The following is a 12,093-nucleotide window of genomic DNA, read 5'->3' as shown; positions in this document are numbered from 1 at the left end:
TTGTAGAGCGCAGTCAAGCACGCATCAGAGGGGAAACATTCACCAACCAGCGCAGCAAGATGTTGCAGCCAGCGTCCATGCCATCTCACGCCTCGCCAATCCATCGCTTGAGCTCAGGGTCGGTAGTCAACGCTAGCTTATCGTGCGTCGCAACTAGCGTTAGATCGAACACTCTTAGGAAAGCCAACCCAATGAGCGGATGAGAGTCGCTCTGCGTCACAAGAGCGACGCCAGGTCGGGTGCAAGTCGCGAAACCAACATTCACGCGCGCCAGGGGCATCACTTGTCTAGAACCATTGGCGAATGTAGCCATGGTCGAACCTGCAGCCTCCAGCCCGTGAGGTTCAGCAAGAGAGAAAGGAAGGGACAAGAAGCCACTGAAGCCCGTGTCTACAGCTACCACCACCTCCGCCGGATGTCCTTGTGTTCCGGCGATGTTCAGTGAAACACATAGCTGATTGTTGCGTTTTATACCTACCAGCTTTTGCATGCCGGATCAGGTGAGCATCGACCCCATGCTGTAAGCGCTATCACAGCCAATTTTCACGAGGTGGATGTGAGGTTGTGCTACCTCATCAAAGGCTTTTCCTATCGCAACGTCAGGGTACTCGCCGATGAATGCCTGTTGCGACAGCACGTCGATTGCCACGAACTGGTTCGGGTACAGGCGCTCAAACGCCTTTTGGTACCGCTGGCGGTAGATCTCCTCGCCCTTCGCAGCCACTTGGCTGATCTCTTCAAATGCCATTGACATATGCGTCCTCCACACGTTCATGCTCGCATTAAATGTCAGTAGAAAAATTCAGCAAGCTTAATTTGCTCCCAACTTATACACAGAATTATCCACAGAAATTTGTGTTCAGCCTTGACAAAAGATGGCTCCAGGCGATCAGTGTAGCCAAATCTGGGGATAAGTTTATGATTAACATGTTGACATCCTGTTTGTAAGAATCAACTGGTTTTACATTGTTTGTGTTCTGTATCCTCCGACCTACAGGCACAGCAGCGTTTGAGCGACGGCACTTGGCAGCCCTTTCGGCCGACTTTGTCTGACATGCCTTCGGCGGCGAAATGGCGCTCGAACTCCACAAGTAAGTGGTAGTCCAATGCGAAGTGCCACCAGCATGGTTTGCACCAGTCTCGCCTCGGTTGAGATGGGGAACAGCGCGGCTTCCGTCCGGGACGCTCAACCAGTTCACTCTATGGCGAACCTCACCCCGGCAACTGCAGCAGCGCCTTCGCCGCCGGCTCCGCCGACGCCGGATTCTGCCTCGTCACCAACTGCCCTTCCGTCAGCACGAACGGCGCCAAGTCCGAGTCCTTCCCGTACAGCCCGCCGTTCGCCTTGAGCATGTCCTCCACCAGGAACGGCACCACCTGCGTGAGCTGGACCGACTCTTCCTCGCTGTTGGTCAAGCCCGTCACCTTGCGGCCCGTCACCAGCGGCTCGCCGCCCGGCGCCTTGGCGTGGCGCAGCACGCCGGGTACGTCGCAGACCAGGGCCAGCGGCTACTTCGCGGCGAAGGTCTTCTCGATCAGCGCGATGGATTGCGCGTCCTCGGCCAGGTCCCACAGCGGGCCGTGGCCGCCAGGGTAGAACCCGATCTATTTTGGAGTGCTGTTCATCACCAACAACTCCACCGGCCTCGTCACGCCGCCGATGGGCACCGTGCTCAACGTCGTGGCCGGCGTGGCGCGCATCCGCATGGACGACGTGATCCGCGGCGTCTGGCCGCTCATGCTGGCGGAGTTCGCGATGATGTTCCTGATGGTGGCATTTCCGGTGTTGGTGACGTGGCCGGCGAGGTTGTTGTATGGGTGAGGCGGCGTGGCCTGTTCGGCGGATCACTCATCGGCGGTTGAGATGAAGAACTCCCTCTTTTCTTCATCCCCATGTCACGCCCGGCTGATCCACTGGCGCCAATCCACCGCTGCTCCATCGGAATGCGCCCCGGCGAACGATTCAACACCTGCACCCACCTGCTGGGGTTCGCGCTGGCTGTTCCAGGCGTTCCCCTCATGCTCATCGTCAGCCTGCCCACCGGGGACGCGGGCAAGATCGCCGGGGGGCTGGTTTTCGCGCTGTCCTGCGTGGCACTGTATGCCGCATCCACCTTCTTCCACAGCGCTCATGGGCAGGCGAAGCTGTGGTGGCAACGGGCGGACCACTGCGCCATCTACCTGCTCATTGCCGGCAGCTACACGCCCTTCGCCCTGGTCGCGGCGCGGGGTGCCTGGGACTGGGCCGTCCTGGGGGCGGTGTGGAGCATCGCCTTGCTGGGCATGGTGCGCGAACTGGGCGTCGCGTCTCCGGCACCGCCCCTGCCGCTCTACGTTGCCATGGGCTGGGCCATGGTGGTCGCCGCCGTGCCGCTGCTGGCCCGGATCGACGCTGGAGGGCTGCTGTGGCTGCTCACCGGCGCCGCCTTCTACACGGTGGGCACGGTCTTCTACGTCAATCGCGCCGGCTATCGCCATGCGCATGGGGTCTGGCACCTGTTTGTGCTGGGTGGAACGGCGAGCCACTATGCAGCGGTGGCCAGCGTCGTGACCTGACCCGATGCGGCCTCCTGCGCTGCGGCCAGCCCCATCAGCACACCACGTTCTTCACGAACCGCAGCATCTCAGCCCCGGCGTTCTGGCACACATAGTTCTGGGCGCTGCTGTAGATGCAGTAGTCCCCGGCAGCCACCGTGACCACCTCGTGTTCGAACCGGAGTGTCAGCGTGCCCGCCACCACGAAGACCATCTCGTGCCATCCGGCGGGGTCGGCCTGTCCGCGGTAGCTCTCTCCAGGCGCCAGGGCCCATGACCACAGCTGCGCCTCCCGGGTCGCGGGGACATAGCCCAGGAGCACGCCGCGGCTGTCCTTGCTTTTTCCCTTCCAGGCCAGCGCATCGACCCGCTGGCTCCTGGCCGAGGGATCACTGACCAGCGCAACGAACCCGACGCCGAGTGCCGCAGCCAGGCGATCCAGGCTGGCCAGGCTGATGTTCGTATCCCCGGCCTCCAGGCTGGAAATCATCCGGCGGCTCAACCCCGCCGCTTCCGCGAGTGCCAATTGGCTCAAGCCCGCCTCCGTTCTCAGGCGGCGCAGGTTCTCGCTCACGAAGGCGAGTACGTTTCCGTCCGTCGTTTGACTGTGCAATATATTGCTCATATGATGATGTGCAGTATGTTGCACACATTGTCTCATCGATGCTCCCTGCGGCGCCAGGAAGTGGCCTTGCTGCTCATCACCATGGTGTGGGGCGCAGCGTTCCTCATCATCCACGTCGGGCTGGCGCACAGCGGCCCGCTATTCTTTGTCGGGCTGCGTTTCGCCGTGGCGGGGGCCATCAGCCTGCTGGTCTTTCGAGGATGCATGCGGCATCTGACCTGGCTTGAAGTGAGGGGCGGATGCGCCATCGGCATGGCCATCTTCCTGGGCTACAGCCTGCAGACCTGCGGGTTGAAGTTCATCACCATCAGCCAGTCGGCTTTCATCACCGCGCTGTATGTGCCGGCGGTTCCGTTGTTCCAGTGGCTGGTGATGCGCAGCGTTCCCCATCCCATGGCGTGGATCGGGGTGGCCCTGGCCCTGTCGGGCTTGCTCCTGCTGAGCGGCGTGGATCGGCTGGACACCCTGGCGCCGGGGACTGGTGAGCTGCTCACATTCCTGGGGGCGCTGGCCATCGCCGCGGAGATCGTGCTGATCAGCAAGTACGCCGGGCACGTCGATCTCAGGCGGGTGACCGTGGTCCAGCTGGTCACCGCCAGCGTGCTGGCTTTCGCGGCGATGCCTGCGGCGAACGAGGGGATTCCGGCGTTCTCGTGGGTTGGGCTGGCATGCGCGGGCGGCCTTGGCGTGGCCAGCGTACTGATCCAGTGGGTGATGAACTGGGCGCAACGCGAGGTATCTCCCACCAGGGCCACGCTCATTTACGCCAGTGAACCGATCTGGGGTGCCGCCATCGGCCGGCTTGTCGGCGAGCGGCTTCCTCCGTTGGTATTGTTGGGCGGGATGCTGGTGGTGCTGGCAGTGCTCGTGAGTGAATGGCGTCCGGGGCGGCGTCAAGCCAACTGATTCTGGCCAGCGCCTGCCTCGGGCCCATGGCTGGCGCCAGCCTCGGCAAAATGCTGAAGCAAACTACCATCCCATCCCCCAGGACAAGGCGGCGCTGCGCCGTGCATTGGCAGACAAGGCCACGGGCGTCGTGTGCGAAGCCCTCGTGTCTGCGGCGCTCCATGAGCCTGAAGATGCTTTGGACGACATTGCGCAGTTTTCTCGAGGCCCAGGCAGGCTGCCATCATTTGCCGCCAGCATCGCTCACAAACCAGCATTCCGGAGATTACCTATGGCGTGGGCCTGGATGGTGTTCGGACTGATGCTGCCGGGGCTGGGAGCGGGAATCGCTCAAGGGGCGCGGCGCAAAGGATCTGCCTCCGGCACTGGAAGACATGGCTCGCATCCAATGGATGATTCAAGGCGATTCGCTCGCCCTCATCCTCGCGGTGCTCCACGTGGTCGCAGGCGCCCTGGGTGTGAACCCGTAGCAGTCACCCGCTGCCGGTTCACACCATGGTGAAGTTCACCCCAGCAACTGCAGCAACGCCTTCGCCGCCGGCTCCGACGACGCCGGATTCTGCCCCGTCACCAGCGTCCCATCGGTCAGCACGAACGGCGCCCAATCCGCGCCCTTGGCGTACTCGCCGCCGTTGGCCTTGAGCATGTCCTCCACCAGGAACGGCACCACCTGCGTGAGCTGCACGCCCTCTTCCTCGCTGTTGGTGAAGCCCGTCACCTTGCGGCCCTTGACCAGCGGCTCACCGCCCGGGGCCTTGGCGTGGCGCAGCACGCCAGGTGCGTGGCAGACCAGGGCCAGCGGTTTCTTCGCGGCAAACGTTTTTTCGATCAACGCGATGGATTGCGCGTCCTCGGCCAGGTCCCACAGCGGGCCGTGGCCGCCAGGGTAGAACACGGCGTCGAAATCCCCGGCGCGCACGCTGGCGAGCGGCACGGTGGTGGCCAGTTGCTGCTGCGCCCCGGCATCGGCCTTGAAGCGGCGCGTGGCATCGGTCTGGGCGCTCTCGTCGTCGCTCTTGGGATCCAGCGGTGGCTGGCCGCCCTGGGGGGATGCGAGGGTGATCTCCGCGCCCGCGTCCTTGAACACGTAGTACGGCGCGGCGAATTCCTCGAGCCAGAAGCCGGTCTTCTTGCCGGTGTCGCCGAGGCGGTCATGGGACGTGAGAACCATCAGGATGCGGGCCATGGGGTGTCGCTTTCGTAGGGAAGTCGAGGGGAAGGACGAAGGTGCCGGCAAGGCACCGAACGCCGCACCGTAGCGCAATTTCCCACCGCGGCCCCTCCGCACGGCCCGGTTCGCGGCGGCGGCCTACAGCAGCGCGTTTCCACGCGCCCGGCCACCGGCCCTCAGGCCGGGCGGCGTGCCATCAGTGCCCAGATGCCTGCTGCTCCCAGCAGCGAACCACCCGCCAGGTGGAAGCGCCGCTGCGCTCGGGGCGAGGCCAGCAGCCGGCCGGCCGCGCTGGCGAACACCGCGTAGGCCGTGGCGTTGACCGTAGCCAGGGTGACGAAGGTGGCGGCCAGGATCCAGAGCTGCTGGGTGATGGGCGCGCCGGGCCGGATGAACTGGGGCAGGAAGGCGACGAAGAACACGATGCCCTTGGGGTTGAGGGCCGTGACCAGGTAGGTGTTGGCGAACAGCCGCCAGCGCGATCCGGGCGCCTTGGGCGCGGCGGTGTCGGCTGGGGCAGCACCGCCGGGCGCGCGCAGGCCCGCGCGCAGCATCTTCGCGGCGAGGTAGAGCAGGTAGAGGCCGCCGGCCCACTTGACCACGGTGAACCAGAAGGCCGAGGCGGCCAGCAGCGAGCCCAGCCCCAGCAGCGATACGGCGAGCGCCGTCGAATCGCCGAGCGCCACGGCGGCCACCAGCGGCACGTTGGCCCGGCGCCCGTGCGCCATGGAATAGCTGATGACGGTGAGGATGGTAGGCCCCGGGATGACGAGCATCACGGAGCAGGCGGCGACGAAGGCGAACCAGATTTCCAGCGACATGGACAACGCTCCTGCGGCGGCAACAAGCTGCGCCGCCCGGGAGCAGTATGGCAAGAAAAGCCGGATCCGGCGATGGCTCGGCGATCGCGCCGCAGGCGGTCAGTCCAGCTTCACGCCGGCTGCCTGGATGATCGGCCCCCAGCGTTTCGCCTCGCCGCGCGCCATCGCGCGGAACTGCTCGGGCGTGCCGGGCAGCGCCTCCATACCGAAATCCTGCATGCGCTGGACCACGGTGGGCGTGGCCAGGGCCTTGTTGATCTCGCCGTTCAGGCGGCCGACGATGGCCGGCGGCAGGCCGGCCGGGCCGAGCACGCCCTGGAAGGCATAGACCTCGGCATCGGGCACGCCCACTTCGGCCAGCGTGGGCACCTGGGGCAGGCGGGCGGCGCGGCGGCCCGAGCCGATGGCGAGCGCACGCACCTTGCCCGACTGGATCACCGGCAGGCCGGCGGCCAGGTCCAGGAACATGCACGGCACCTGCCCACCCATCACGTCCTGCAGCGCGGGGGCCGCGCCACGGTAGGGGATGTGCGTCAGGAAGGTCTGGGTGCGGTTCTTGAACATCTCCATCGCCAGGTGGTGGGGCGATCCATTGCCCGGCGATGCGTAGTTCAGCTTGCCGGGGTTGGCGCGCGCGTACGCGATGAATTCCTGGAAGTTGCGCGCCTCGAAGCCCGGATGCACCACCAGCGCGAGGGGGAAGCGCGAGAGGCCGCCGATGTAGGTGAAATCCTTGTCGGGGCTGAACGGCAGCTTGCTGAACAGGTGCTCGTTGAACGCCAGCAGGGCGTTGTCGGCCGACATCAGCGTGTAGCCGTCCGGCTTGGCGGTGGCGACGATCTGCGCGCCGATGTTGGTGGAGGCGCCGGGGCGGTTGTCCACCACGATCTGCTGGCCCAGCGGGGTGCGCAACGCCTCGGCCACGGTGCGGGCGAGCACGTCGGTGCCGCCGCCGGGCGGGTACGGCACGACCCAGCGGATGGGCTGGGCGGGGTAGTCGGACTGGGCGCGCGCCCAGGGCTGTACGGCCAGGGCGGCCGCGGCGGCGGCGCTCCCCAGCAGGGTTCTGCGGTGCATGTTGTCTCCTGTTGTTGTCTTCGCTAAAAATCAGGGCCGCGCGGGCCATTCCACGCGCTCGACCCGGAAACCCTCGCGGGCCAGCAGGGTCGGCAGGCCCTCGGGGCCCACCATGTGCAGTGCGCCCACGGCCGCGAACACGGCGTGGCCCGCGCGGTGCTCGGCCACGATGGCGCGCGCCATGCCCGGGTTGCGCGCCACCACCAGCTGATCGAAGGCCTGGCGCTCTTCCGGGGTGCGCTGGCAGCCGCACCACTGGCCGTAGGTTTCCAGCAGGTTGGCGCGGCCGTCGGACCAGGCCGTGGCGAGCGTGGTCAGGGTCTCGCGCGCTGAATGGTTTTCCAGCTGGTCGAGCCCGGAGGCGACGGCGGCGGCGGTTTCCTTCGGGTCGTCGGACGCCAGCGTCTGCACCTGCAGATCGACGGACTCCAGCGACACCACGGGCTTGTGCAGCCCGCGGGCCAGCCCGGCCAGCACGAAGTCGATGCCATAGGCCGGATCGAAGCCCTCGCGCCGAGCGGACATCACCACCAGCGAGGACACCTGCAGCTCGGGCCGCATCTCCGGCATGGAGGGGTCGGCGCAGGCAGCATCGCGTTGCGCGGCCAGGCGGCGCTCCAGCTCAGGCGGCAGCGGCGGGGCGTCCGCCGGCTTGCGCAGGGCGGCCTGCAGCTTCTGCATCACGGTGGGGTCCAGCAGGTCCATCTCCAGCGCCACGCGGTCGCTGGCGCGGACGGCGGCCATCACCGTGGGGCCGGGCAGCATCCAGCCGCGCCGGGCGGCATGCACCGTGCCGTAGAGCCAGCTGGTGCGTCCGTCTTTTTCCACGCGCCACAGCAGCCCGCGGTCGCGGGCCTTCTGCAGCGCCTGGGGAATGCCGGCGGGATCGAGCGGCTTCGGCAACGGGGGGCAGTCGGCCCGCCGGGCCGCATGGGCCGGTGCGGGCGCGGAGGCGGTGGGGCGGGCGGCGGAGGCCGATGCGGAAGCGGGTGCAGACGCCGGCACGGCGGCGGGCACGGTCGATGGCAGGGTCGCCGGAGCGGGCTGCGCCGGGACCACGGCCGGCGCCAGGCAGAGAAGCCCGGCGGCGGCCAGCCGGCGCAAGGCGGCGGGCAGCGTCATGGCGTCAGGCAGCGGGGCTGGCGATCGCCTGGTCGATGGCGCCGAAAAGGCTCTGGCCGGCCTTGTTCTTCATCTCGATGCGGATGGTGTCGCCGAATTGCATGAACCCGGTGGAGGGCTTGCCGTCCTGGATGGTCTCGATGCAGCGCTTCTCGGCGATGCAGCTGTAGCCCCTGGGCCACTCCATGCGGCCGTTCTGCTCCACGCCACGGTTGCTGACCGTGCCGCTGCCCACGATGGAGCCGGCGCGCACGTTGCGGGTCTTGCAGATGTGGGCGATCAGCTGCCCGAAGTGGAAGGTCATCTCGGGGCCGGCGTCGCACATGCCGACCTTGCGGCCGTTCCAGGTGGACTGCAGCGTGAGGTGCAGGCGGCCCCCCTCCCAGGCGTCGCCCAGTTCGTCCAGCGTGACGGCCACGGGGCTGAAGGCGGTGGCAGGCTTGGACTGGAAGAAGCCGAAGCCCTTGGCCAGCTCGGCCGGGATCAGGTTGCGCAGCGAGACATCGTTGGCCAGCATCACCAGCCGGATGCCGTCGAGGGCCTGCTCGGGCGTGGCGCCCATCTTCACGTCGCCGGTCACCACCGCGATCTCGGCCTCGAAATCGATGCCCATGGCCTCGCTGGGCACCACCACATCGTCGCAGGGGCCCAGGAAATCATCGCTGCCGCCCTGGTACATGAGCGGATCGGTGTAGAAGCTCTCGGGCACTTCGGCGTTGCGCGCCTTGCGCACCAGCTCCACGTGGTTGATGTAGGCGGAGCCGTCCGCCCACTGGTAGGCGCGCGGCAGCGGGGCCATGCAGCGCTCGGGCTCGAAGGGGAAGGCATGCGGCGCGCGGCCGGCGTTGAGCTGCTCGTAGAGGTCCTGCAGCTGCGGGGCGAGGAAGCCCCAGTCGTCGAGCACCTGCTGCAGGCGGCTCGCGATGCCGGTCGCATAATGGGCCGTGCCCAGGTCGCGGGAAACGACGACCAGCTGGCCGTCGCGGGAACCATCTTTGTAGGTGGCGAGTTTCATGGGGCTCAGACCTTGTTGTCTCCGCAGCGAGCCGGTACGCTGCCTGACACAAATTACGAATGGTTAAATTGATTTAACTAAACAAAACTCCGGGAATTCTATTGCAGATGGACAAGGAAAGGGCGGGCATTCAATCGGTGGAGGTGGGCTTCTCGCTGCTGGAGGGCCTGACGCGCAGCCGGGGACCGCTGATGCTCAAGGACCTCGCCGCCGCCGCCGGCATGAGCGCCGCCAAGGCACACCGCTACCTCGTGAGCTTCCAGCGCATGGGCCTGGTCGCGCAGGATCCGCGCACCGCCCGCTACGACCTGGGCCCGGCGGCCCTGAAGCTGGGCCTGGCCTCCCTGGCCCGGCTGGACCCGGTACGGCTCGCCCGCGAGCGCCTGCCGGCCCTCATGGAAGACATCCAGCAGACCCTGGCCCTGGCCGTCTGGGGCAACCGCGGGCCGACCATCGTCCACTGGGAGGAATCGCACCAGTCGGTGACCGCCAATCTGCGGCTGGGCGACGTGATGCCGCTGCTGTCCTCCGCCACGGGCCGCTGCTTTGCCGCGCACCTGGCGCCCGACGTGACGGCCGGGCTCATCGCCGAGGAACTGGCCGAAGCCGCCCGGCGCGGCCGCAAGGACATTCCCGCCACGCCCGAGGCCCTGCAACCCATGCTGGAGGAAGTGCGCCAGCGCGGCTCCGCGCGCGTGGTGGACACCCTGCTGCCGGGCATCGTGGCCTTCTGCGCGCCGGTGTTCGATGCGGACGGCCACCTGGCCCTGGGCATCACCACGCTGGGCTCCGTCGCCACCTTCGACCCGCAATGGGGCGGCGCCATCGATGCGCCACTGCGCGCCATGGCGGGCCGGCTGTCGGCCGACCTGGGCTACGGGCAGGCATGAGCGTGGCCGCTGCCTGCCGCCGCGGGGGCCGCCGCTGATGCCGCGCCGCGTCCTGGCGGCGCTCACCGCCCTGGTGGCCGCCCTGCATGCACTCGTGCTGTTCGGCCTGCCGCGCTGGACCGGCGGCGCGGACGCGAGCCGGCCCGAAGCGCTGGCCTTCCACACACGCATGCTGTCGCCGCCGCCGGCTCCACCGGCCCCGGAGCCCGCCACCGCGCCGGAACCGCCTGCGGCGCAGCCGGCCGTGCCCCCACCGCCACCACCACCGCCCAGGCCGGCGAAGGTCCGCAAGCCGCGCCCGGCGCCGCCGGCTCCAGCACCCGCGCCCGTTCCCCCGCCCGCCGAAGAGGCCGCGCCATCCACCCCGCCTGCCCCTGCCGATGCGGGCGAGGCGCCGTCCGCGCCGCCGATGGCGGAGGCCCCCGCTTCCCCTACGGAAGCGGCAGCGGACGCGGCCCAGGCGGCGCGGAACGCCGCACAGGCCGCCGCGGCCCTGGCCAGCGCGCCCTCTTCTGCGGCTTCCTCCTCGGCCTCCAGCGCCACCGCGGCCGCAGCCGCGGTGCCCGCCGCCGACGCCAGCGATCCCGCCGACACCCGCAATGCGGGCGTGGAGATCCTGCCGCCGAACGGGCCCGCCATCGATGCCAGCGCCAAGCCGCCGCCCGTGCAGCTGCCGCCCTCGCTGCGCCTGGCGTTCGACGTGAGCGGGGAGGTGAAGAAGTTCGCCTACCGGGCCAACGCCACGCTGGTGTGGCGCCACGACGATGCGGGCTACGAGGCCCGGCAGGAGGCCAAGGCCTTCCTGCTCGGCTCGCGCTCGCAGACCAGCAGCGGGGTGGTCACGCCCGCGGGCCTGCAGCCCAGGCGTTTCGGCGACCAGGCCCGCAAGGAGCAGACGGCGGATTTCGACTTCGGTGCGGGCCGTGCCACCTTCAGCGGGGGCTCCGCCCCGGCCGCCATCGCCGCGGGCGCGCAGGACCGGCTGAGCGTGTTCATCCAGCTCGGCGCCCTGCTGGCGGCCGCGCCGGAACGCTATCCCGACGGCACCCGCATCACCTTCACCACCGTGGGGGCCCGCAACGCCGACCGCTGGACCTTCACCATCGACGGCACCGAGACGCTCGACCTGCCGATAGGCCCCACCCCGGCGCTGAAGCTCGAACGCCTGCCGCGCCGCGATGCCGACGAGAAGGCGGAGCTGTGGCTGGCCCCCTCGCTGGGCTTCCTGCCCGCCCGCATCCGCCTCAGCAAGGGCAATGGCGACTACGTGGACCTGCAGTTGTCAGGCCGCAGCAGCCCATGAGCGGGATGGCCGCCCCCTGCGTGCGGGCAGGCGCCCATGCCAGGGCGGTGTGCGGTTTCGCCCACAGCTTCGTGGGACGGTGGCGTGACTTCGCCCCGCAGCCTGCACGGCCGCGCTTTTCATGAAATACTGGGTTCACGCATCCGCTTCGGGCGCGCCGTCCGGGCTCCGGCCCGGGAGGGCTGGCACGGCGTATGCGAGGACGGGTTTCCGAGGGTCTTGAACTTCGGGGCCCGGGTGGCCATCTGACCCAAGTAAACGATTGTTTGACCGACAGGGGAACACCATGCACATGCTCTACGACTCCGACTCCTTCGTGGTGGTCCACATGCAGCCCGACACCGGCGACGCCGAGGCACCCGCGGGCGCGCCGCCCGTGCACCAGCTGGTGCGCCACGGCTTCGAGATCGTGGACAAGCGTTCCGGCAAGGAGGTGTACCTCGACGGATCCTGGGCCGAGATGTTCCAGCAGCAGATCCTGGCCTGGCAGCGCGACACGCCCACCCAGGAAGAGGTGGACGATACGCTCGACGGATACGTGGGGCTGGCGCAGAACCCGGTAGTGGTGCACTGAAGCGGCCACCGCCGCCCCGGATCGACAAAGCACCCTTGCCGGGTGCTTTTTTAT

12 protein-coding genes and 2 pseudogenes are annotated in these 12,093 nt (G+C 68.0%); 6 read left to right on the top strand and 8 right to left on the bottom strand.

Going from position 1 to position 12,093, the window contains the following annotated elements:
- Nucleotides 1-496: 496 nt before the first annotated feature.
- Nucleotides 497-748 (bottom strand): hypothetical protein, encoded by a 252-nt coding sequence (locus tag T336_RS0102180; RefSeq protein WP_156957778.1) that lies wholly within the window; start codon nt 746-748, stop codon nt 497-499.
- A 464-nt stretch (nt 749-1,212) separates the two neighbouring features.
- Nucleotides 1,213-1,599: pseudogene (locus T336_RS26460) on the bottom strand (type 1 glutamine amidotransferase domain-containing protein); the annotation flags it as partial.
- On the opposite strand from T336_RS26460, the pseudogene T336_RS26455 reads away from it, so the two are divergent.
- Nucleotides 1,598-1,822 (top strand): annotated as a pseudogene (locus T336_RS26455) (TRAP transporter large permease subunit); the annotation flags it as partial. The pseudogenes T336_RS26460 and T336_RS26455 overlap by 2 nt on opposite strands.
- Nucleotides 1,823-1,944: 122 nt before the next feature.
- Entirely contained in the window at nt 1,945-2,556 is a 612-nt protein-coding gene (trhA, locus tag T336_RS0102165) for a PAQR family membrane homeostasis protein TrhA (protein WP_026431326.1), read from the top strand.
- A 34-nt stretch (nt 2,557-2,590) separates the two neighbouring features.
- Here trhA and T336_RS0102160 read toward each other — a convergent pair whose 3' ends face one another.
- Entirely contained in the window at nt 2,591-3,160 is a 570-nt protein-coding gene (locus T336_RS0102160) for a helix-turn-helix domain-containing protein (protein ID WP_026431325.1), read from the bottom strand.
- A 15-nt stretch (nt 3,161-3,175) separates the two neighbouring features.
- On the opposite strand from T336_RS0102160, the gene T336_RS0102155 reads away from it, so the two are divergent.
- Nucleotides 3,176-4,066, top strand: a complete 891-nt coding sequence (locus T336_RS0102155; protein WP_035225223.1) for a DMT family transporter — start codon at nt 3,176-3,178, stop codon at nt 4,064-4,066.
- Between the two features lie 505 nt (nt 4,067-4,571).
- Here T336_RS0102155 and T336_RS0102145 read toward each other — a convergent pair.
- The 5 genes from T336_RS0102145 to T336_RS0102125 all read right to left on the bottom strand — a co-directional run bounded on the left by T336_RS0102145 (nt 4,572) and on the right by T336_RS0102125 (nt 9,272).
- Complete coding sequence (locus T336_RS0102145) at nt 4,572-5,252, bottom strand: type 1 glutamine amidotransferase domain-containing protein (RefSeq protein ID WP_026431323.1); 681 nt, start codon at nt 5,250-5,252, stop codon at nt 4,572-4,574.
- 161 nt (nt 5,253-5,413) lie between these two features.
- On the bottom strand, nt 5,414-6,058 hold the full coding sequence (locus tag T336_RS0102140; RefSeq protein ID WP_026431322.1) for a LysE family translocator: 645 nt from the start codon (nt 6,056-6,058) through the stop codon (nt 5,414-5,416).
- A gap of 99 nt (nt 6,059-6,157) precedes the next feature.
- Nucleotides 6,158-7,135 carry a Bug family tripartite tricarboxylate transporter substrate binding protein gene (locus tag T336_RS0102135; RefSeq protein ID WP_026431321.1) on the bottom strand — a complete coding sequence of 326 codons (978 nt, stop codon included), beginning with the start codon at nt 7,133-7,135 and terminating at the stop codon, nt 6,158-6,160.
- A gap of 30 nt (nt 7,136-7,165) precedes the next feature.
- Complete coding sequence (locus T336_RS0102130; RefSeq protein ID WP_026431320.1) at nt 7,166-8,257, bottom strand: TraB/GumN family protein; 1,092 nt, start codon at nt 8,255-8,257, stop codon at nt 7,166-7,168.
- A gap of 4 nt (nt 8,258-8,261) precedes the next feature.
- Entirely contained in the window at nt 8,262-9,272 is a 1,011-nt protein-coding gene (locus T336_RS0102125; RefSeq protein WP_019700213.1) for a fumarylacetoacetate hydrolase family protein, read from the bottom strand.
- Nucleotides 9,273-9,379: 107 nt separating this feature from the next.
- Here T336_RS0102125 and T336_RS0102120 point away from each other — a divergent pair, with 107 nt between their 5' ends.
- From T336_RS0102120 to T336_RS0102110, 3 genes are all read left to right on the top strand, one after another.
- On the top strand, nt 9,380-10,162 hold the full coding sequence (locus T336_RS0102120; protein WP_019700212.1) for an IclR family transcriptional regulator: 783 nt from the start codon (nt 9,380-9,382) through the stop codon (nt 10,160-10,162).
- A gap of 37 nt (nt 10,163-10,199) precedes the next feature.
- A complete protein-coding gene (locus T336_RS0102115) occupies nt 10,200-11,465 on the top strand; it encodes a DUF3108 domain-containing protein (protein WP_026431319.1) in 1,266 nt (421 codons plus the stop codon).
- A gap of 286 nt (nt 11,466-11,751) precedes the next feature.
- Nucleotides 11,752-12,039, top strand: coding sequence for a BTH_I0359 family protein (locus tag T336_RS0102110; RefSeq protein WP_026431318.1), 288 nt, complete (start codon nt 11,752-11,754; stop codon nt 12,037-12,039).
- Nucleotides 12,040-12,093: the final 54 nt, after the last annotated feature.

Origin of the sequence: Paracidovorax oryzae ATCC 19882 (assembly GCF_000687165.1) — a bacterium.
Taxonomy (GTDB): Bacteria; Pseudomonadota; Gammaproteobacteria; order Burkholderiales; family Burkholderiaceae_C; genus Paracidovorax; species Paracidovorax oryzae.
Note: the sequence above shows the minus strand (reverse complement) of the source record. Positions and strands in the feature narration are given on the sequence as shown.

Excerpts from the sequence above, each read along its gene's own strand:
- T336_RS0102180 (WP_156957778.1), bottom strand. The coding sequence starts at position 748 with ATGGCATTTGAAGAGATCAGCCAAGTGGCTGCGAAGGGCGAGGAGATC.
- trhA (WP_026431326.1), top strand. The coding sequence starts at position 1,945 with ATGCGCCCCGGCGAACGATTCAACACCTGCACCCACCTGCTGGGGTTC.
- T336_RS0102160 (WP_026431325.1), bottom strand. The coding sequence starts at position 3,160 with ATGAGCAATATATTGCACAGTCAAACGACGGACGGAAACGTACTCGCC.
- T336_RS0102155 (WP_035225223.1), top strand. The coding sequence starts at position 3,176 with ATGTTGCACACATTGTCTCATCGATGCTCCCTGCGGCGCCAGGAAGTG.
- T336_RS0102145 (WP_026431323.1), bottom strand. The coding sequence starts at position 5,252 with ATGGCCCGCATCCTGATGGTTCTCACGTCCCATGACCGCCTCGGCGAC.
- T336_RS0102140 (WP_026431322.1), bottom strand. The coding sequence starts at position 6,058 with ATGTCGCTGGAAATCTGGTTCGCCTTCGTCGCCGCCTGCTCCGTGATG.
- T336_RS0102135 (WP_026431321.1), bottom strand. The coding sequence starts at position 7,135 with ATGCACCGCAGAACCCTGCTGGGGAGCGCCGCCGCCGCGGCCGCCCTG.
- T336_RS0102130 (WP_026431320.1), bottom strand. The coding sequence starts at position 8,257 with ATGACGCTGCCCGCCGCCTTGCGCCGGCTGGCCGCCGCCGGGCTTCTC.
- T336_RS0102125 (WP_019700213.1), bottom strand. The coding sequence starts at position 9,272 with ATGAAACTCGCCACCTACAAAGATGGTTCCCGCGACGGCCAGCTGGTC.
- T336_RS0102120 (WP_019700212.1), top strand. The coding sequence starts at position 9,380 with ATGGACAAGGAAAGGGCGGGCATTCAATCGGTGGAGGTGGGCTTCTCG.
- T336_RS0102115 (WP_026431319.1), top strand. The coding sequence starts at position 10,200 with ATGCCGCGCCGCGTCCTGGCGGCGCTCACCGCCCTGGTGGCCGCCCTG.
- T336_RS0102110 (WP_026431318.1), top strand. The coding sequence starts at position 11,752 with ATGCACATGCTCTACGACTCCGACTCCTTCGTGGTGGTCCACATGCAG.